The sequence below is a fragment of the Variovorax paradoxus genome, from assembly GCF_030815855.1.
Classification (GTDB): domain Bacteria; phylum Pseudomonadota; class Gammaproteobacteria; order Burkholderiales; family Burkholderiaceae_C; genus Variovorax; species Variovorax paradoxus_M.
This window is the reverse complement of record NZ_JAUSXG010000001.1, coordinates 5,419,764-5,440,185: the sequence shown is the minus strand read 5'-3', so window position 1 is coordinate 5,440,185 and position 20,422 is coordinate 5,419,764. Positions and strand designations below refer to the sequence as shown.

At 66.9% G+C, this 20,422-nt stretch carries 11 protein-coding genes; 2 read left to right on the top strand and 9 right to left on the bottom strand.

Annotated features, from left to right (window positions below):
- Positions 1 to 20 precede the first annotated feature (20 nt).
- A complete protein-coding gene (locus tag QFZ42_RS25805) occupies positions 21 to 1,001 on the bottom strand; it encodes a tripartite tricarboxylate transporter substrate-binding protein (RefSeq protein WP_307703706.1) in 981 nt (326 codons plus the stop codon).
- Between the two features lie 198 nt (positions 1,002 to 1,199).
- Here QFZ42_RS25805 and QFZ42_RS25800 point away from each other — a divergent pair, with 198 nt between their 5' ends.
- Entirely contained in the window at positions 1,200 to 1,766 is a 567-nt protein-coding gene (locus tag QFZ42_RS25800; RefSeq protein ID WP_307703705.1) for a MarR family winged helix-turn-helix transcriptional regulator, read from the top strand.
- 11 nt (positions 1,767 to 1,777) lie between these two features.
- Here QFZ42_RS25800 and QFZ42_RS25795 read toward each other — a convergent pair whose 3' ends face one another.
- The 8 genes from QFZ42_RS25795 to QFZ42_RS25760 form a co-directional block, all read right to left on the bottom strand.
- Complete coding sequence (locus tag QFZ42_RS25795; protein ID WP_307703704.1) at positions 1,778 to 3,130, bottom strand: esterase-like activity of phytase family protein; 1,353 nt, start codon at positions 3,128 to 3,130, stop codon at positions 1,778 to 1,780.
- Between the two features lie 77 nt (positions 3,131 to 3,207).
- A complete protein-coding gene (gene pbpC / locus QFZ42_RS25790; protein ID WP_307703703.1) occupies positions 3,208 to 5,583 on the bottom strand; it encodes a penicillin-binding protein 1C in 2,376 nt (791 codons plus the stop codon).
- A gap of 82 nt (positions 5,584 to 5,665) precedes the next feature.
- The gene (locus QFZ42_RS25785) at positions 5,666 to 11,680 is read right to left on the bottom strand and encodes an alpha-2-macroglobulin (protein WP_307703702.1); all 6,015 of its coding nucleotides are present in this window, start codon (positions 11,678 to 11,680) and stop codon (positions 5,666 to 5,668) included.
- A 191-nt stretch (positions 11,681 to 11,871) separates the two neighbouring features.
- Positions 11,872 to 13,506: an FAD-dependent oxidoreductase gene (locus QFZ42_RS25780; RefSeq protein WP_307703701.1), complete on the bottom strand. Its 1,635-nt coding sequence runs from the start codon at positions 13,504 to 13,506 to the stop codon at positions 11,872 to 11,874.
- A 7-nt stretch (positions 13,507 to 13,513) separates the two neighbouring features.
- Entirely contained in the window at positions 13,514 to 15,064 is a 1,551-nt protein-coding gene (locus QFZ42_RS25775) for a polyamine aminopropyltransferase (RefSeq protein ID WP_307703700.1), read from the bottom strand.
- 16 nt (positions 15,065 to 15,080) lie between these two features.
- Positions 15,081 to 15,299: a DUF350 domain-containing protein gene (locus tag QFZ42_RS25770; RefSeq protein WP_015868006.1), complete on the bottom strand. Its 219-nt coding sequence runs from the start codon at positions 15,297 to 15,299 to the stop codon at positions 15,081 to 15,083.
- Between the two features lie 63 nt (positions 15,300 to 15,362).
- On the bottom strand, positions 15,363 to 16,841 hold the full coding sequence (locus tag QFZ42_RS25765) for a DUF4178 domain-containing protein (protein WP_307703699.1): 1,479 nt from the start codon (positions 16,839 to 16,841) through the stop codon (positions 15,363 to 15,365).
- Positions 16,842 to 16,850: 9 nt separating this feature from the next.
- A complete protein-coding gene (locus QFZ42_RS25760) occupies positions 16,851 to 17,900 on the bottom strand; it encodes an SPFH domain-containing protein (RefSeq protein ID WP_126749292.1) in 1,050 nt (349 codons plus the stop codon).
- Between the two features lie 170 nt (positions 17,901 to 18,070).
- Here QFZ42_RS25760 and QFZ42_RS25755 point away from each other — a divergent pair, with 170 nt between their 5' ends.
- The gene (locus QFZ42_RS25755; protein WP_307703698.1) at positions 18,071 to 20,413 is read left to right on the top strand and encodes an NADP-dependent malic enzyme; all 2,343 of its coding nucleotides are present in this window, start codon (positions 18,071 to 18,073) and stop codon (positions 20,411 to 20,413) included.
- Positions 20,414 to 20,422 lie beyond the last annotated feature (9 nt).

Sequence of the window (20,422 nt, the reverse complement as noted above, 5' to 3'; positions counted from 1 at the left end):
CAACACCGCCGAACAGAGGCTCAGGGCTGGAAGCCAGAGCGGCGCACCACCGGTTCCCACTGCTGGCGGAAGGCCTTGAGCATCTGCACCGTTTCGGCCTGCGTGCTGACGACGGGCGTGATGTAGGCCGCATTGGCGGCTTTCTGCAGCGCCGGGTCCTGCATGACGTCGCGGATGGCCGCGGCCAGCTGCTGCACCTTGGCCGGCGGCATCGAGGCGGGAGCGAAGAAGGCGTTCCAGCCGTCGGCATCGATCTTCATGCCGGCCTCGCGGAAAGTCGGAATGGCCGGCGCGAAGCTCACGCGCTTCTTGCCCGATACGGCGAGGATGCGGATCTTGCCGGCCACGTGCTGGCCGTAGAGCGAATCGAGCGTGTCGATCGCGATCGGCAGGGTGCCGCCGCTCAGGTCGGCCGACAGCGGCGCCGATCCGCCATAGCCCTTGATCTGCGGCTGCACGCTCAGCGCATCGCCCACCATCAGGCCGAAGAAGTGCGGCAGGCTGCCGGTGGCCGGCACGCCGAAGACCGCCTCTTCCGGGTGAGCCCAGAGCCGGCCCACGAGAAACATGGCGCGGTCGAGCTGCAGCTTGTTGCCCACGGCCAGCGCGAAGTCGTAGCTGCTGACCTGCGAAACCGGCACGAAGTCCTTGTCGGGATCGTAGCCTGCATCCTTGAACACGAGCGGCGCCACCACCATCACGGCGGGGTTGCCGAGCATCAGCACGTTCTGCGCCGCGGGCGCGCGCTTGATCTCCCTGGCCGCGAGACGGCCGCCCTCGCCGGGGCGGTTCTCGACGGTGACCGCCACGCCGAGCTTCGGACCCAGCCGCTCGGCCACCAGGCGCGCGAGGCGGTCGGTGCTGCCGCCGGCGGTGTAGCCGACCACGAGCGTGAGCGGTGCGTCCAAGGCGGGCGCCTGGGCCTGCGCCATGGGAGCGGCAGATGCGGCAAGCGCCAGACACCATGCGCTGAGCTTTCGCCGGGAAAAGAATGCGGCCATCGGATTTCCTCCTTGCAGTTGCGGTGAACGAGCACGCCGGGGGCCGTACGGCGACAATTCGCGGGCCGCGCTCGTTTCATCTCGTGTAATTTGTTACCGAGTTATACGCATGCAGCAATCAGTTGATCTAATCCATCACTTGCCCGCCGAGGCGCGCGGACCACACTGTTTCCCCTCTCTTTCGCCGATCCGATCCGTATGCAAGGCACGCAAGGTCCACACGCTTTCCCCGACGCAGGCGCGCTGCGCGCACCCCGCACCCTGGACGATCTGCTCCTGTATCGGCTCTCGCGCGCGGTGCGCCCCAGCAGCGGCATGGCGACGCGGCTGGTCGAAGGCGGTTTCGGCATCACGCGCCGCGAATGGGGAATGATCGCCACGCTGGCGCAGCAGGGCGAGATGAGGTCCTCCGCGCTGGCCGCGCAGCTGCACCTCGACCGCGTGCGCACCTCGCGCGGCCTGCGTGGGCTGGTCGAGAAAAAGCTGGTGGCGCGCCGGCAGGACGCCGACGACCGGCGCGAAGTGCATGTGCGGCTGAGTCCCTCGGGCCAGCAGCTTTTCGACCGCGTGTTTCCGCGGATCGCGGGGCTCAACACCGATCTGCTCGAAGGCATCGAGCCCGCGCATCTCGATATCTTTCTGCAATGCCTGCGGCACCTCGAACAACGCGGCAACGCGCTGAGTGCGCAGGGGCTGGTGGCCGAGAAGGCCGACCGGCGCTCCGGCGGCACGCGGCACCGCTGGCCGGAGTCCGGCGGGGCCTAGCCCGGCTAGCCTTACTTGGCCTGCAGCAGCGCGCCGGCTTCGAGCAGCACGAGTTCGTTGTCGTCCACCTTGTTCGGTTCGCGGCTGCTCGAGAACGGCAGGTTGTTGTCATTGCCGACCACGATGTGCGTGGCATCGACCACGTCGACGTTCTCGATGGTGAAGAACGGGAACTTGAGCACACCGTCGTTCAGCGGCTTGCGTGCAAGCTTGTGCGGATCGGCGATGTTCAGCAGGTCGATGTAGCCGACCTTGCGCACCGCACCGCCCACGTTGGCATCGTTCAGCTCGACCTTGTAGACGCGCTTGAACTTTGCGATGTCGTGGAAGCAGTCGGTGCGCTTCTGGCCTTCGGGGCAGGCCTTGTCGCTCGTGCCTTCGCCGTTGTCGCGCTCGATGATCAAACCCGTGGTGCCATCGATCATGTTGAAGTCGCCGATCGCGTTGCCGTTCGCTTCGAGCACGTACTTCCAGTGGCGGCCGGTCCACTTTTCCGAAGCCACGTCGAACTCCAGCACGCGCAGCGCTTCCTTTCCGTCGAGCTTTTCGTAGTCCTTGGTCTCGGCGTTCCACACCGGGCCTTCGAGCAGCGCGTAGAGCTTGCTGCCGTCCTTCGACGACGCCATGCCTTCGAAACCCTTCGAGCGCTTGACCTGAAAGTCGACCGCGCCGCCCGGTGCGCCCGGCGTGGTCACGGTCGGATGGTCTGGCGAACGCACGGCCTTGCCGTCGACGTGCGTGTCGAACACCGCGAGCACCTTGCCCTTGAGATCAGCCTTGATCAGGAAGGGGCCGAACTCCTCGCCGATCCAGAGCGCGCCGCCCGCGAACTGGAAGCTCTCGGGATCGAAGTCGGACCCTGTCAGGTAGCGCTGCTTGGTGCCTTCGTGAACGATGCGGAACGGCACCTTCTTGTCGGGGTCGTGCAGGAAGACGGTGCCGAGGCGACGGAACTCGCCGCTCTTGAAGTCCACCTTGTAGTGGTTCAGGTACAGCATGAAGTCGGGCGAATTGGCCTTGGCGCCCGCCCCGTTGTCGGTGAGGATCCAGAACGAACCGTCGTCCATCTTCTTGATGCCCGAGTGGCCCTGCAACGGCTGGCCCTTGAACGGCACCGAGACGCCGGTGCCGCGGCCGCCCGAGAGGCCTTCGACCGTGCCGAGCGCCTCGACGCGCTGGCCCGAGGTGAACTTGCCGCTCGCCTGCAGGTCGGCCGGCGCATTCTTGGGCGCGGCCACGAAGCTCCGCGCGGGCAGCACGGCATGGCCGGCGAGCGTGGCGGGGAAGGCGGTCTGTGCGGATGCGCTGCCGCAGGCGAGTACGGCGGCAAGGGCGATGATGGAAAGAGAGGCGAGGCGCGTCATGAGCGAGAAAAGGTTTCAGTCGAAACGCGAGACCATGCCGATCCCTCGTGACGCCGCCATGACATCCGCTATTCAACTCAAGGTGCGATGTCCACCGTGACCTCGCGCGACTCGGCACGGCCCTGGTCGTCGACGGCGCGCAGCACGTAGCGCCGGCCGGAGTCGGCCATGTCGGGCATCCAGGTGATGCCCTCGCCGGGCGCGGCGCGGCCGATCAAGGCATCGTCCGCGAACCAGTAGATCGTCTGCGTGCCCGCCGCCGCCTCGGCACGCAGCACCAGCGGCTCGGGCTTCTTCACCCGCAGCGTATGCCGCACGCCGCGCAACGGCGAGGTGATGAGCGGCGCCGTCTCCGAAGACGCGTTGCCCTTCTCGCAGCCATCGGCCGGCAGGCTCGCGCGCGGCAGCCCGGCCTGGCGGAACAGCCGGCGCATGTCGCTGCCCCATTGCTCGACCACCTGCTGCCGCGCATTCGGCTGCGGACCGCACACCACCTGGCCGGTCGTCTCGTCGACCCACACCGCGCGATGCAGGCTGCTGACCTGGATCGGCGACTTGCCCGCGATGAACCAGGCCGTGGTGCGCACCGGGCAGAGCGCGTCCGGCAAGCCGCCCGTCGCGGTGCACACCTCTACCTGGCGCAGGTCGGGCGGTTGCCGCGTCGCGATTTCGCCGGGGTCCAGCCGCTCGGCGCGCAGCGCATCGACCATGCGCAGGAACAGCGGCGCGGCCGCATCGACACCCACGAGCGCCGGGTTGCTGGTGCCGTCGAAATTGCCGACCCACACCACGAGCACATGGCGGCCGAACACGCCCGCGGTCCATGCATCTCGGAAGCCCCACGACGTGCCCGTCTTCCACGCGATGGCGGGGCGCGCGGGCAGCGTGGTGTCGGGGCGCGGCGTCTGGCGCAGCATGTCGAGCGTGATGAACGAGGCCTCTTCGCTCAACAGGCGCAGCGGCTGGACGGCCCGCTCATCGGTTGCGGCCTGCGTGTAGCGCAGCGGCTGCGCGATGCCGCCATTGGCCAGCGTGGCGTAGAGCCCCGCGAGCTCCTCGGGCGTGACCTCGCCGCCGCCGAGCACCAGCGCAAGGCCATAGTGCGATTCGCTCTGCAGCTTCTGCACGCCCGCAAGCCGCATGAAGTCGTAGAGCCCCGGCTTCGAGAGCTTCGCGGCCACGGCCACCGCCGGGATGTTGCGGCTGCGGATCAACGCCTCCTGCGCGGGCAGCGGGCCGGCGAAGCGGTGGTCGAAGTTCTCGGGCGTGTAAGGGCCGAAGGAAGTCGGCGCGTCCTTGAGCATGGTCTTCGGATGCAGAAGGCCCTGGTCGAGCGCAAGCGCATAGATGAAGGGCTTGAGCGTGGAGCCCGGCGAGCGCTTGGCTTGCGCGCCGTTGACCTGGCCCGCGATGGCGTCGTTGCGCCAATCGGCCGAGCCGATCAGCGCGCGCACCTGCATGGTCGAGGCGTCGAGCAGCAGTGCGCTCGCGTTGGTCATGCCGACGTCGGCATGCGTGCGCAGGTACTGGCCCATCACGCGTTCGAGCGTGGCCTGCATGCGCAGATCAAGGGTTGTGCGGATTTCCTGCACGCCGCGCTCCTGCGCGAGCAGCATGTCGGTGGCGTGCGGCGCGAGAAAAGGCAGGCTGCCGCGCGACTGCGCCGAGAGCGCGAGCTGCGCGTCGGGCGCGTGCTGCTTTGCGGTGGGGTCACGCTCGGCCCACAGTGCCCAGAGCCGTTCGCGCGCCTCTTGCAGCTCGGTGTTGCGGCCGCGTTCCGCAATGCGCTTGACGGGGTTCTGCGGAATCACGGCCAGCGTCAGCGCTTCGGGCAGGCTGAGCTTGGCGGCGTCCTTGCGGAAGTAGATGAGGCTCGCGGCCTGCACGCCTTCGATGTTGCCGCCGTAGGGCGCGGTGTTGAGATACGCCTCAAGAATTTCGCGTTTGCCGAAGCGCGCTTCGAGCCAGAAGGCGGCGCCGATCTGCGCGACCTTGCCCATGGCCGTGCGGCTGTCGATGCCGTAGACGCGGCGCGCGAGCTGCATCGTGAGTGTCGAGCCGCCTTGCCTGCGTTCGCCGCTCGCGATACGCCATGCGCTGCGTACCAGCGCGGCGGGGTTGACGCCAGGGTGCGCGTGGAAGCGGCGGTCTTCGTAGAGCAGCACGGCATCGACCAGCTTGGGCGAGATGCGGTCGAGCGGCACCCAGAGCCGGTACTGCTCGTCCCCCGCGAGCGTGAGCCGCAGCAGCTCGCCGCCTTGCGCGTACACGGCACGCGAGCTGCCGACGGTTTCGCTGAGCGGGGCGTGGGGCCAGAGGCGCAGCAGGGCCAAGATCAGGGCCGCGACAGCTAAGACGATCAGCGTCTTGCGCCCTCTCCCTGTGTTACTCCCTCTCCCTCCGGGAGAGGGCTGGGGTGAGGGCAGCGGCGACGGGTCAAGCTGCGTGGTCATGGTGGCGCCGAACCCTCACCCTAACCCTCTCCCAGAGGGAGAGGGGACAAGAGAAGAGGGGGCAAGGCGGGGCTCGCCATGGTCAATTCGCCACCACCTGGAAGCGCGCACCTGCCGAGCGTGAATACACGCGCCGGTCGTACATCGCTTCGCCGTATGCCGCGGGCACCACGAAGTCGCCCACGTTGGTGGCGCGCGCCTTGTAGGTCACTTCGAGCAGGTCCTTGCTGACGGCACCGTAGAACACCACGCGGTCTTCGCGGATGTCGGCGTACTGCATCTTCCATGAGCCGTCGGCGCCCAACCGCTTCTTCCAGATCGGCGCATCGGCGCTGGCTTCTTCATCATCGCCCACGGCCTGCAGCACCGGCTCCAGCCCGCCGGGCAACAGGTCGACCAGCGCCACGTCGTTGAGCTGCGCGCGCTCCAGGCTGCGCACACGGACCCGCACCGTGACCTCTTCGCCGAGCTTGGCCTTGGTGATGGGGTTGCCCTTCGCATCAAGCACTTCATGGAAGATCTCGAGGCCCTGGTTCACCGGCGTGGCGGGCACGTTGCGCTCGAAGCCCTGTTCGGCCCAGCTGTAGTAGAGGTTGAAGTCGCTGTCGTTCGACAACTTCAGCTTGGCGGTGCCGCTCGGCACGGCGGCACGCGTGATCGGGTTGACTGCACCCAGTGCGAGCGCCGCGGCCTGGCCTTGCGCATTGACCGTCTGCGCCGTGAGCTTGCCCTCTGCGTTCTGCGCCACCGCTTCGAAGTAGGCATCGACCGCGAGCAGCATCGAGGCCGACGACAGGCTGTTGTACCAGCCGTCGCGCACCATCGCGCCCATGCCTTCCCACACGGCCGGCTTCAGCGTCTTCAGGCGCGACGGGAAGTGGCGGCCCACCAGGTGCAGCGTCATGCTGTCGTGCACCAGCGGGTCGTAGTACGGGCCCCACACGTTGCGGCGCTGTTTTTTCTCGGTACGCGAAAGCAGGTCCGACCACACGGGATTGAGCAGCTCGTTGGCCACCTGCTCCTGCTTCACGAGCTGATAGCTCGCGGCGAGGTACACGGCGCCGAGGTCATCGCTCCAGCCTTGGGTCTGCCGTGTCTGCTGGGTGCGCCAGGCTTCGCGCAGGTTGGCCAGTGCGGCCGGCGCGATGATGCCCTGGCGCGTCAGCAGGTAGGCGGCCTGCGTGCGCTGGCGCCAGCCGTCCAGTGAGGTGTCGCCGCTGCCGAGCCAGCCCTGCAGGTAGGTGTTGGCCTTCTGCAGCAGGTCTTGCGGCACGGGCAGCTTGTGGTCCTTGGCTTCGACCAGCAGGTGCACCGCGTAGAGCGTGGCGAAGGCATCGGCGCCCGCGCCGGGCCACAACGCGAAACCGCCCTCGGCCGTCTGCCGTGCGCGCAGTTGCACGAGGTAGCGCTCGAAGGTCTTGCGCGCATCGGGCATTGGGCCTTGCTCGGCGGTGCGGCCGCGCGCCATTTCCTTCACCAGCTCGGGCCGGCCCGACAGCAGCACGGCCGGGAAGGTCTGGCTCGTGATCTGCTCGGTGCAACCGTGCGGGTACACCTCCAGGTACTGCATGAGGCCGGTCGCAAAGGCCCACGGCGCAGCCGACACCGCCACCTCGCTCTTGCGAAAGTTCGGGTACAGGTCGGCCTTGCTGTTCAATTCACCTGCGCGCTGGAAGCTGCCGGCTTGCACCAGCGTGACGAACGGCGATGCGGGCCGCACGCTCACCTCGGTGGAGAGGCGTGCGGTGAAGGCCTTGTGCGTCGAGGTGAACACCAGCGCGGAAGAACCCAGCACCGCCTGCTCGCCCGGCTTGGCGCGCACGTTGAACTTGGTGCTCGCTTCGCCGCGTTCGTTGACCTTGAGGGTCTGCGTGGCGTCGCCCACCACTTCGAGCCCGCCCGAGGCAGTGAGCGTGAGCGCAATGGGCGCTTCCTTGCCCGAGCCCGCGATGTTGTTCGCGAGGCCTACACCGACTTCGACCGTGTCGCCAGGCGCCATTGCGAGCGGCGCGTTCGGCAGGATCACCATGTCGCCGCGCACCACGGTGCGGGTGCTCTTGGCGGCGGTGGTCTCATCGTTCACCGCGACGGCCATCACGCGCAGGCTGCCGTTGAAGCTCTCGGGCACGGTGTAGCTGAACTCGCGGCTGCCGTTCACGTCGACCAGCCCCGACCAATAGGCCACCGGCTTGTCGCGCTTGCGCTTGAACGGGTTCAGGTGCTTGCCGAGCTCGCCTTCGCCGTCGCCGCCGGGAGCGGCGCCCTGCATGAGCTTCTTGAACTCGGGCAGGATCAGGTCGAGCGTCTGCAAGGTGCCGACTTCGAGCGCGCGCTTCTGGAAGAAGTGCTTGAGCGGGTCGGGCGTCTTGTAGCGCGCCACCTGCAGGATGCCTTCGTCCACCGCGAACAGCACGGCGCGCGTGGGCTTGTCGCTGGTGAGCTTCATCTTCACGGTCTGGCCGGGCTTCACGAGTTCGCTGCTGGTGAGCTGCAGGTTGGCAGTGCGCTTCGCGAGGCTGGTAGCGAAGGGGATGACACCATACGACAGCGGGCTCATGTAGACCTCGTCCGAAGCCGGGTCGCGCACGAAGTGCACGTTGATGTAGCCGGTGCCCTCGAAGTCCTTGGGCAGCGTGATCTTCTGCACCGAGGCGGTCTTGTCGGTCTTGAACCAGGCATGCGCGTAGACCTTGTCGCGCTCGATGGTGATCAGGCCGGCGCCGACGTACGGCGCGCGGATGCTGACTTCGATCTCCTGGCCCGGCTCGTAGTCCTTGCGGTTCAGCGTGAGTTGCAGCTCGGCATTGCGGTCGAGCGAGCGCGAGACGTTCGCGTTGCCCGCCACGCTGTACTCGATGCGGTTGAGCTCCAGTCCGCCGGCATTGCGCACCACGTACGCGAAGTTGCCCGGCGCGGCGGTGTTGAGCGCCATGGTGTTGCCGGCCGCGGCGATGGCCATCGGCTTCTCGTCGATCACGATGTCCTTCTTGCGCGACTCGTAGCGGTAGAGGCCGTTGTCCTGCTTGACGAGCACCGACAGCACCTTGCGCTCCACACGCTCGATCTTCAGGTCGGCCACGGCCGTCTTCTTTGCCTGCGGGTCGATCGCGATCACGGTGGCGTTGCGCGCGGCGCCCTTGCTCACGTAGCTGGTGTCGCCGTCGACCTTCACGCCCACGAGGTAAGGGATGTCGCTCACCAGCGTCTGCGCCTCGGCCGAGACGCTGCGGCCGCCCTCGGGCTCGAAAGCCTTGGCGAGCACGTGCACCTGATACGTCGCGGCATCGAAGCGCGACAGCCGCAGGTCGAACTCGGCCTTGCCGTCGGCGCTGGTCTGCACGCTGCCCAGGTCGTCGGACTGCTTTTCGGTGGCGCGCTGCGGATCGAAGAAGGCGTAGTCGGCGAACGCGCGGAACACCGGGAAGGCCGGGCTCAGCGTGAGCGTGCCTTCCACCTTGCGGTCGGGCGCCGGCGTGCCGAAGAGGTTCTGCACATCGATCAGCGCCTTCAGGTCCTTGGGCTTGACCCAACCCTCGGCCGCTTCGTTGCTGAGCTTGGCGACGACCTTGGTGCGGTCGGGCAGGAACTCCTGCACCTTCACGGTGGTGCTGCCGATGAGCAGGCCTTCCACCTCGGGGTTGCCGGGCGACGATTCGCGCGGCAGGTAGAGGTTGACGGTGTAATTGCCGGTGGGCGAGGTGTCCTGCGTAGCGTGGGCGATTTCCGCCGCGCCGCCGGGGCCGAGCTTGAGCTTCTCGCGGCGCACGCCGAGGCCGCGCGCGTCGATGACCTCGGCTTCGAGCGGCAGGTCGCGCAGCGACGTGCCCCAGTTGCCGGCCTTGACCATCATCGCGATGTGCATGGTGTCGCCCGGGCGGTAGATGCCCCGGTCGCTGAACACATAGGCCGTCATCTGGTTCGGCACGCCGGCCGCTCGCAGGCCGCCGACATCGAAACGAGAGATGTCGAGCGTGCGGTCGCTGCGGTTGAAGGGCAGGAAGCTCAGGTCGCCGTCCTTGCGCACCACCAGCACCACGGGCGCCTTCTCGCGCTGATAGCCGGCGAGGTTCGGCAGCTTGGCGGCACCGGTCGCGTCCGTGGCCTGCGAGGCGATGATCATGCCGTTGCGGCCCCACACCTCGACCAGCGCACCGGCCACAGGCTGGCCGTTGGCAATGCTCTGCACGAACACGTCGCGCGTGCCGTCGAGCGACTTCTTGGCGACGATGCCAAGGTCGGTGACGAGCACCAGGCGCTGGTCCTTCTGGTCTTCGGGGTTGCCGCTTTCGGGGTCGCCTTCGCCCTCGGACGCCTGTTCCTCCTGCACCTCTTCCGGCTCGGCCTGTGCCGCATCGCCCTCGGCTTTCTTCTTGGCCTTGGGATCGTAGCCCTGCACCTTGAGCAGGAACACGCCGCGGCGGTCCGCCACGTCGCTGCGCAGGTACTCGGCGAAGTCGACGGTTTCGTAGTGCGCCTTGCCGGCGGGAATGCTGAGCGGAATTTCCTTCTGGAAGCGGTCGACGAGGTTGTCCGGCTGCAGGCTGCCGTTGAATTGCGGATGCGCGAAGTCGCCGTTGCTCTGGGTGACCAGGTGCTGCAGCTGCTGCGGCAGCAGGCGGCCGATTTCCAGGCGAATGCCCGGCAGGTCGCGCACCAGGATCGGCAGCTTGCGCTCGCCCGAGAGGGCGAGCAGCGAGCCCTGGCTCATGATGGTGAGCTCGGGCGCAAAGGTCTTGAGCAGCTGCACGTCCTGCCGCGCCGCACCGAGCTGGTAGCCGCCGGGCGTCTTCAGGCCCTTGGCCACGCGGACCAGCAGGTAGCGGCCGCCTTCGGCCTGGGGCATGCGGAAGCTGACCATCTCGGTCACTTCGCGCTCGCTAGCGATGGGCTGCAGGTTGAGCTTCTTCGCGCGGCGCAGCACCGCGTCGGTGATCTTCGCGGGCTCGGCGGACCAGTCGAACTTGTCTTCCGGATCGCCCTTGGCTTCCTCGGTGGCTGGCAGCAACCAGGCCTGGACCACGCGCGCCATCTCGCGCTCGTGCACCGGCATCGAGGCGGTGATGTGCATCACATGCTCCGGCTCGCCGTTTTCGCCGGTGACGATGGTGGGGTCGACGCTGGCGATGTCGAGGCTGAAGAGGCCGGGAATGTCGACCGCGCGCGACACGTCGTTCCGCTGGGCCGGACCGCCCTTTTGCGCCACCGCGCCGGACGTGAGGCTGAGCACCACGGGGCGCGTCTTCTCGGGGATGGGCAGCGGCTCGGACTGCAGGGTGGCGGTGAGGCGCAGCTTGTCATAGCTGACGGTGAACTTCTCGCTCGCGCACTTGCCCACGCCGAAGATCGACGTGCCGCAGGCCTGGTCATAGGTCAGCACCAAGCGCTTCTCGAACTCGACGGTGTTCACGGGATGCGAGAAACTCACGCGGAAGAGCGCGCGACGCACGTTGGCCTGCACCGGGTCCTGATAGAACTCGGCACCCGCGATGCGGGCGCTGAACTCGGGCGAGGTGAACTCGTATTTGCGCAGCGCCATTTCGATGTGCGGTGCCAGTGCGCTGTGCGCGAGCTGCACCTTGTACGGTTGGCCCACCGGCCAATCCTGCGCGGGCAGAAACTCCAGCTTCTTGGGGCTGCTCCACGTCCAGCGGCCGGCGATGGCGGGCTCGATAGCGACGCCGGCCGCCTCCTGGCCGACGCGCGCAATCGGCGCCACCGAGGCCGAGAAGTTGATGACGAGCGGGTTCGGTCCCTTGTCGTTTTCGATCTGCGTGCGCGGCGGCGGCACGATCTGCGCGGTGGCCACGATGGGCTCGACGCGATCGGGCGTGAGGCCATGCCACCACTTCAGTACATGCGGGCTGGCGAACCAGCCCGCCAACACCAGAAATGCGAGCAACACCAACCAGGCCAGCCGCTGCTGCAGCCACTGAAGCCCGAAAAGAAGAAAGGCGCCCACGATGCGCAGCCAGCCCGGTGGCCGCCAGGAACCGATGAGCCCGCGCGCGAGCGGACGCAAGAAGCCGAGCGCGCGGCCCAGCCCGGTGAAGAGCACGTCGCTGAGCGACGCGAGTTTTCGATTGGCAACCTGAAGCATGGAAGCTCCCCCGATGTTTTTGTTGGCGCCTGGCAGTCTGCTGGCGATCTGTGAAGAGACGGCGCTGTGTGTGAAGTCCGCGTGAAAACTGCACAGGCCCGCGCACCGGCCTTGTTCAAGAAGAGAGTTGGGGCTTGTTCACCATCAGCCAGAACACGACCATGGCCTCGTCCCCCCCAGCACCAGTGTCTTCATGCCAGGCCCGCTCCCGCCACATGCCCGCGCGTGAACGCTTCCTCGAAGATCGAGTAGCCGGACCAGTCGGCATGCGCAAATGACAACCGGCCGGCGACGACACGGCCGCGATGCACGTCATCCGGTGCCGTGCGCTGCGAACCGATCTGCGCCAGCAGGCCTGGCCGGGGGATGGACATGGCGTGGCCGTAGCGCGTGATCTCGATGCGCGTGGCGAGCGATGGCAGGTCGGGATGCGGCACCGACAGTTCCGCGAGCAGATCGTCGCGCCATTGCGTCCAGGGGCGCTCGTGCAGGAGGCGCCGGCCGTCGGCCGTGTCGTAGCGGCTCGGGCCGAGCGGACGGTACCAGCTGATGACCGTGCCGCGCGGCGTGGGGTCGAGCGTCTGGTGCCGTGCGTCGACGTAGCCGAGGCCGCGCGTGCCGTAGATCACGTTGTCCCAGCTGGGCGCGGCGCCGGGCCGATCCGCGAGCGGGCCGTTCAGGTGCACGTTGGCGACCAGCCAGGGCGCGTAGCGCACATGCGCGGCGGCGTTTTTGAGGACCTCCGGCGCGTTCTCGACCACGCGCGCGGCGATGAACACCGGCAGCGCGACGACGCAGTGCTCGGCCTGCCATCGCACCAGCGATTTCGTTTCGGCGTCCCAGGCGTCGATCTCGACGCCGCCGCGCAGATCGGCGATGCGCGTGACGACCTGACCGGTGTGCAGCCGGTCGCCGAGCGGCGCGGCCAGACGCTTCGTGAGCCAGCCGTTGCCTTCAGGCCAGGTGAGCACACCGTCGCGCTCGGGGTTCACGTCGTTGGCGCTGCCGCTCGGATCGCCGGGCGCGTGAAAGCCGTGCCGGCTCGCGAAGTAGTGGATGCCGGCCCAGGCCGAGACCTGCTCGATGCCGGCGCCGTAGTCGTCGCGGCAGCAGTAGTCGAGATACCAGCGCAGCTGCGCGTCGCTGAAGCTCTCGCTGTCGAGCCAGCGTGAGAAGGGAACGGCGTCGAGCGCCAGCAACTCGGGCGTTACCGCGACCCTGAGCGTCGGAATGGCGAAATGCGCCGCGTGCTGCAGCGCGTCGATGCGCTGCGCGAACCTGCGGTATTGCGCCTGGGTGTCCGCGCCCACTCCGTGCACCGGCAACAGGCCGTCCTGCCATTCGCCATCAAAGAACAGGCGCTCCTGCGGGCTGTGGCACAGGTTGCGCTCGTCGTATTCCCAACGGCCCGCCACGCGCCGGCGCAGGCCCAGTTCTTCCAGCAGATCCTGTACTTCGCGCGCATCGTCACCAGGCACCGGGAGGTAGTGCGCGCCGAGGGGGCAGGCAATGCCGTTGACGATGCCGCCGCGCGAGTTGCCGCCGGCCGTGTCTTCGAGTTCGAGCAGGGCGAAGTCTTCGATGCCCGAAAGACGCAAGGCGCGCGCGGCGGCGAGGCCGGCGACACCGCCTCCGGCAATCACCACGCGCGTGCGCTTCACGATCGCCGGGGCTTGGCTCGTTGGCGCGCCGTCGCGCATCGCGTGGCCGCGCGCCATATCGATGCCGGTGAAACCGCCTTCGATCGAAGGCGATGATGCTTCGCATCCGGCAAGCGCGAGAGTACTCGCCGCACCGGCCAGGCCGAGAAAATCGCGCCGTTGCATACCGAAGCTAGTGCGCCATCACCTTGCCCCACTCCTGCTCATAAGTGGTGACGAGGGTCTGGTTCGACAGGCGATTGACCTCCGCCGGTACGCGTGCCATGTCGAGCGGAAAGTCGAACATCAGGGGCAATGTCGAAGGCGTGAGGAAACGCAACCCGGAAGGCAGCGCATCGGGCATGCGGTAGGGGCGTCGACTCGCGATGATGTAGCCCCATTCGCCGAAGCTCGGCACGTGCGCGTGGTACGGCGTGGCCCGCAGGCCGACCGATTCGATGGTGGTCGCCACGGTCCAGTAGCTCTTGCGCGCCACCAGTGGCGAGGTGGTCTGGATCACCGCGTAGCCGCTTGCCGAGAGGCGCTTTTCGAGCAGCGCGTAGAAGCTGCTGGTGTAGAGCTTGCCGATGGCGAAGTTGGTCGGATCGGGAAAGTCGACCACGATCACGTCGTACATGTCGCCGGGCTGCTGCAGCCACTGAAACGCGTCGGTGTTGACGATCTTCACTTTCGGCGACGACAGCGAATGCCCGTTGAGCGCCGCCAGCGTTTCATGCTCGGCGAAGAGCTTCGTCATGTTCGGGTCGAGCTCCACGAGCGTGACCGATTCGACCGAGGGGTACTTGAGAATCTCGCGCACCGCCATGCCGTCACCGCCGCCGAGCACGGCCACCTTCTTGGGCGCGCCCTGCGCAGCCATCACGGGATGAACGAGCGCTTCGTGGTAGCGGTACTCGTCGCGCTCGGCGAACTGCAGGTTGCCGTTCAGGAACAGGCGATGCCCGAGCTGCCCGCGCGTGACCACGATGCGCTGGTAGGGCGAGGTGGCGCTGAACACGATGCGGTCTTGATAAAACTTGTCTTCGGCCAGCGTGGTGATGTGGTCGGCCCCGACGAAGGCCCCGAGCAGCGCGGCCAGCGCCAGAAAGCAGGCCATCGCATGCGCCCCGATGCGGCGCAGCTCATGGCGGAACAGCCACAGCGCCCACACGGCCACGGCGGCGTTCATGAAGCCGAACAGCAGGCCGGTGCGGATCATGCCGAGCTGCGGCACCAGGATGAGCGGAAAGGCCACCGACACCGCGAGCGCACCGAGGTAGTCGAAGGTGAGCACCTGCGAGACGAGGTTCTTGAGCTGGATATTGCGCTTCAGGATGCGCATCACCAGCGGTATCTCGAGCCCCACCAGCGTGCCGACCCCCATCACGAGGCCGTAGAGCAGCAGCCGGAACGCGCCCGGCACGTAGGCATTCGCGAGAAAAAGAATCGCCGGCAGGGCGCCGCCGACCAGCGCCACGAGCAACTCGATGCGAAGGAAGTGCGCCGGCAGCTGACGCTCGAAATAGCGCGAGAGCCACGAGCCGACGCCCATGGCGAACAGGTAGGTGCCGATGATGGTGCTGAACTGCAGCACCGAGTCGCCGAGCAGATAGGAGCTCAGCGCGGCCGCGGTCAGTTCGTAGACGAGGCCGCAGGCGGCCACCACGAACACGCTGGCGAGCAGGGCGATTTCGACCGGCTGCGGCCCCTTGGCCGGCCGCACCGGACTGGCGGGAGCGTCCACGGGAGCCAAGGAAGCGCTAATGAATCGCCGCCGCCACGATGACGCAGATGCCGAGGCTCATTGCCGCGACGACCAGGCCCAGTGCCACGTTCTGTTTCTCGACGATCTCGCCCCACAGGTCATAGGGCGTGAGCTTGTCGATGATCAGGAAGCAAAGCCAGAAGATCAGCACGCCAAGCAGCGCATACACGAGCGATCCGAGGACCACGCCCGGTTTCAGCCATTCAAATCCCATAGGGACCTCCAGTCGTAGTAGCAGTAGTAAGTAGGGACATCGACGCGAACCTTGTTGCGCTCTTCATTTATGGCCGCCGCCGCTCGAGTAGCCGCCGTACGAGCCGCCCGAACTGCGCGACCCGCTGGACGAGTTGCTGCAGGTGCTCAGGATGATGAGCAACACGATGACGATGATCACGATGAAGATGATCGTGCCGCAGCCCAGCCCCGATGCGGCGCTGACCGGCAGCGCGTCGCCGCGCACGAACATGTCTTTCTTGTCGTCGAGCTTGAACGCGGCGGACACCAGGCCGCTGTCGAGCTTGTTGCCCGACGACCAGGTCAGCTCGTTCGCCGAACGCTCCATCGACAGCAGCGCGTTGCCGTTGGCGAAATCGCGGTTGAAGGTTTTCTGCCCGCGCTCGACCTGCCAGTAGAACTCGCCCGCCACATAGGTGGTTTCGGCGTTGTAGGCGTACTGCTGGGTGTAGCGCTTGTTGAGGTAAGTGGCGCTGCTGCCGTTCTCGGCCATGACGGGCGCGCCGGTGGTCGGCTTGACCATGCTCCAGCCGTCTTCGGCATCGACCAGGAAGCTGAAGCCGCGCTTCTTGTTGTACAGCAGGTACTCGCTCCAGCCGAAGTGTTCGTCGTCGCCGGGCTCGGTGCCCATGCGGTGCTGGAAGCCCACCACCTGCCATTGCGCGCCCTGCAGCTGGCCCACGCTGCCGATGGCGATCAGCGGGCGAACGGGTTCGTTCTGCGCCGCGTGCTTGAGCTCGCCGCCAATGCCCTGCGACAGGTCGATGATGCTGTTGCACGAGCCACAGGTGATGCTCTTGCTGTCGGCCAGGTTGACCGTGACCGGCGAACCGCAGTTGGGGCAATTGAAGGCCCGGCCTTTTTCGTCCTTGGCGGATTCTTCGCGCAAGCCCGTGAGCTGCAAATCTTCCAACTGCACCGAGCGGCCGAGGTAAACCCCGGGCGGCTCCGTGCTGTAGTCGATGCTGAGCACCAGTCCGTTGCCGCTGCGCAGCTCGACCATGGGGAACGAGCGGCCCAGCTCGGGCAGGTGCGGCAGCTCGCCCTGTGCGGAAAGCAGCGCCACCTGCTCGTTGGACGACACGGTGTAGCTCTGGCCGTTGAACGCGCTGGTGGCCCCCACGCGCAGGTCGGCCGGCGGCGGCGCGGTGCGCTGCAGCTCGAACGGCAACGCAAACACATAGGCGCCGTTGTCCTCGCTGAGGATGCCGGTGCGGTCGCCGTCGAGCGCGGCAATCCATTCGGTCCAGCGTCCGCCCGGATTGCTGTACTGCAGCCGCCCGACGATGGTGAACGGCTGGTCCTGGATACGGCCCGCGGCAAACAGCTGCAGCGGGCTGAAATCGTCGAACAGCTCGGCCATCTTGCCGGTGCGCGCCAGCGTGTCGCCCTGGCGCACGACGGTGCTCTGGCAATACGGGCACACGGCGTGCGTCGATTGCGCCGAACGAAATTCGACCGGTGCGCCGCAGCCTGGGCAGGGCGCACGGTAGGCGCGCTGGGCGCCTGGTTGCTCAGCCATCGCCGGTGCTTAGACCAGCTTCTTGAGCAGCTCCGCCTTCTTGGCGTCGAACTCTTCCTGCGTGAGGATGCCCTTGGTCTTGAGCTCGCCGAGTTTCTCGAGCGTGGTCATGACGTCGTTCGGGCTCACCACGGCCACGGCGGGCTGCTGCTGGGTCGCCGCAGCCTGGGCCGCTGCATTCGGGCTCAGGCCCTGCGCGAGGTTCTGCGCCAGCACCTGGCCGAGCGCCACACCGGCGCCGAGGCCCATGGCATCGCCCGCGATGCCGCCGCCGTTGGCAGCGCCCTCGGCGAACTTCGGAATCGCCTGCGCGGTCTGGTACTGCATGAACTTGCCCATGTCGTTGCCGACCATGCCCATGCCGATCTTCTGGTCGAGGATCTTCTGCAGCTCTTCGGGCAGCGAGACGTTCTGGACCGTGATGTTCTCGAGCTTGATGCCGATCTTCTCGAACTCGGGCACCAATTGCGCGGCGAGTGCCTGCGCAAACTGGATCTGGTTGGCCGCAAGGTCGAGAAAGGGCACGCCGCTGGACGCGATCGCGTTGCTGATGTTCTGCAGCACCAGGCCGCGCAGCTGGCCGTCGAGGTCGGCCACGCTGTAGATGTCGCGCGTGCCGGAAATCTCGGTGTGGAACAGCTTGGCATCGCCAATGCGAAAGCTGTAGTTGCCGAAGGCGCGCAGGCGCACGGCACCGAAGTCCTTGTCGCGAATGGTGATGGGCTGCGGCGTGCCCCACTTCTGATCGACCTGCTGGCGCGTGCTGAAGAAGTAGACGTCGCTCTTGAACGGGGATTCGAACAGCTTGTCCCAGTTCTTCAGGTACGTGAGCACGGGCAGCGTCTGCGTCGTGAGCTTGTACATGCCGGGGCCGAACACGTCGGCCACCTGGCCTTCGTTGACGAACACCGCCACCTGCGACTCGCGCACGGTGAGCGAGGCGCCGTTCTGGATTTCCATCTCGGCCATCGGGAAGCGCCAGGCCAGCGTGCCGTCCCCAGACTCGGTCCACTGGATGATGTCAATGAACTGTTTCTTGATGAAATCCATCAGGGCCATGGTTGCTCCTCGTCTTCAGGTTTTGTCCGAACGGTGCATATTGTCACATCCTCTTGACAGCCCCGGGGTGCATTCGGCGTGCCCGATGCCTCGCCATGCGGCCTATGGCGTCATGGGCCGAGGTCTACAATCGGCGCCCCCAGAAGAAGCGCCACCAGGAGCAACGGCCCATGTCCGATTCGACGATCTCATCGACCCCCACGCCCGAAGACAAGCGCGCCGAATTGCGGCGCGCCGCCCTCGAGTACCACGAGCTTCCGGTGCCCGGCAAGATTGCCATCGCCGCGACCAAGCAGATGGTCAACCAGCGCGACCTGTCGCTGGCCTATTCGCCCGGCGTGGCCGCGCCCTGCGAGGAAATCGTCAAGGACCCGCTGAACGCCTTCAGATACACCTCGCGCGGCAACCTGGTGGGCGTCATCACCAACGGCACCGCGGTGCTGGGCCTGGGCGACATCGGCGCGCTGGCGTCCAAGCCGGTGATGGAAGGCAAGGGCGTTCTCTTCAAGAAGTTTGCCGGTGTCGACGTGTTCGACATCGAGATCGACGAGAAGGATCCGGCCAAGCTGGTCGAGATCATCGCCGCGCTGGAGCCCACCTTCGGCGCCATCAACCTCGAAGACATCAAGGCGCCGGACTGCTTCTACGTCGAGCGCGAGCTGCGCAAGCGCATGAAGATCCCGGTGTTCCACGACGACCAGCACGGCACTGCCATCACGGTGGCGGCCGCCATGCTCAACGGCCTGAAGGTGGCCGGCAAGGACATCGCCGAGGTCAAGCTGGTCACCTCGGGCGCGGGCGCCGCGGCGCTGGCCTGCCTGAACCTGCTGCTCAAGGTGGGCCTGAAGCGCGAGAACGTGTTCGTGACCGACCTGGCCGGCGTGGTCTATGAGGGCCGCGAAGAGCTGATGGACGACGACAAGCGCCAGTACATGCAGAAGACCGACCTGCGCAAGCTCTCGGAAGTGATCGTCGGCGCCGACGTGTTCCTCGGCCTGTCGGCCGGCGGCGTGCTCAAGCCCGAGATGGTGGCAAAGATGGCGGCCAAGCCGGTGATCTTCGCGCTGGCCAACCCGAACCCCGAGATCGCGCCCGAAGACGCCCACGCGGTGCGCCCCGACGTGATCATGGCCACGGGCCGCACCGACTACCCGAACCAGGTCAACAACGTCCTGTGCTTCCCGTACATCTTCCGCGGCGCGCTCGACTCGGGTGCGACCACGATCACCGATGAGATGGAAATTGCCGCGGTGCGTGCGATTGCCGAACTCGCCCAGGCCGAGCAGAGCGAGCGCGTTGCTGCCGCGTACGTCGGCGAAAAGCTGTCTTTCGGCCCCGAATACCTGATTCCGAAGCCTTTCGATCCGCGCCTGATGATGAAGATCGCGCCCGCGGTGGCCAAGGCGGCCGAGGAAAGCGGCGTGGCCTCGCGTCCGATCAAGGACATGGACGCCTACCGCGACCGCCTGCAGAGCTTCGTCTACGCCTCGGGCACCACGATGAAGCCGATCTTCGACGCCGCCAAGCGGGCGCAGAAGAAGCGCGTGGCCTACTGCGAAGGCGAAGAAGAGCGCGTGCTGCGCGCCGCGCAGATCGTGGTCGACGAAGGCATTGCCCGTCCGACGCTGATCGGCCGGCCCGCCATCATTGCGCAGCGCATCGAGAAGTTCGGCCTGCGCCTGAAGGAAGAGCTCGACTACGACATCGTCAACGTCGAGCAGGACCACCGCTACCGCGACTTCTGGCAGACCTACCACCGCATGACGGAGCGCAAGGGGCAGACGGTGCAGACCGCCAAGATCGAGATGCGCCGCCGCCTGACGCTGATCGGCGCCATGCTGCTGCACAAGGACGAGGTCGACGGCATGATCTGCGGCACCTGGGGCACCACGCTGATCCACCTGCACTACATCGACCAGGTGATCGGCAAGCGCCCGGGCGGCTGCGAAAGCACGCCGCAGGACGTGCCGGTGTATGCCTGCATGAACGGCCTCTTGCTGCCCGACCGTCAGGTGTTCCTGGTCGACACCCACGTCAACTACGACCCCTCGCCCGAGGAACTGGCCGAAATCACGACCATGGCGGCCGAGGAAATGATGCGCTTCGGCCTCAAGCCCAAGGCCGCGCTGTTGTCGCATTCCAATTTCGGCACCAGCAACGAGCCCAGCGCGGTCAAGATGCGCAAGACGCTCGACCTGCTGCGCGTGCAGGCCCCCTGGCTCGAAGTGGACGGCGAAATGCACGGCGACGTGGCACTCGACAGCAAGCAGCGCGCGGTCGTCATGCCGCACAGCGCGCTCGCGGGCGACGCCAACCTGTTGGTTTTTCCGAACATCGACGCAGCCAATATTTCTTACAACCTGCTCAAAACCGCGGCAGGCGGAAATATCGCGATCGGCCCGGTGCTGCTCGGCGCCGCCAAACCTGTGCACATTCTCACGGCCAGTGCAACCGTTCGGCGCATCGTCAACATGACAGCCTTGACGGTCGCAGACGCAAACGCAGAGCGATAGGCCACCTGG

Excerpts from the sequence above, each read along its gene's own strand:
- QFZ42_RS25805 (WP_307703706.1), bottom strand. The coding sequence starts at position 1,001 with ATGGCCGCATTCTTTTCCCGGCGAAAGCTCAGCGCATGGTGTCTGGCG.
- QFZ42_RS25800 (WP_307703705.1), top strand. The coding sequence starts at position 1,200 with ATGCAAGGCACGCAAGGTCCACACGCTTTCCCCGACGCAGGCGCGCTG.
- QFZ42_RS25795 (WP_307703704.1), bottom strand. The coding sequence starts at position 3,130 with ATGACGCGCCTCGCCTCTCTTTCCATCATCGCCCTTGCCGCCGTACTC.
- pbpC (WP_307703703.1), bottom strand. The coding sequence starts at position 5,583 with ATGACCACGCAGCTTGACCCGTCGCCGCTGCCCTCACCCCAGCCCTCT.
- QFZ42_RS25785 (WP_307703702.1), bottom strand. The coding sequence starts at position 11,680 with ATGCTTCAGGTTGCCAATCGAAAACTCGCGTCGCTCAGCGACGTGCTC.
- QFZ42_RS25780 (WP_307703701.1), bottom strand. The coding sequence starts at position 13,506 with ATGCAACGGCGCGATTTTCTCGGCCTGGCCGGTGCGGCGAGTACTCTC.
- QFZ42_RS25770 (WP_015868006.1), bottom strand. The coding sequence starts at position 15,299 with ATGGGATTTGAATGGCTGAAACCGGGCGTGGTCCTCGGATCGCTCGTG.
- QFZ42_RS25765 (WP_307703699.1), bottom strand. The coding sequence starts at position 16,841 with ATGGCTGAGCAACCAGGCGCCCAGCGCGCCTACCGTGCGCCCTGCCCA.
- QFZ42_RS25760 (WP_126749292.1), bottom strand. The coding sequence starts at position 17,900 with ATGGCCCTGATGGATTTCATCAAGAAACAGTTCATTGACATCATCCAG.
- QFZ42_RS25755 (WP_307703698.1), top strand. The coding sequence starts at position 18,071 with ATGTCCGATTCGACGATCTCATCGACCCCCACGCCCGAAGACAAGCGC.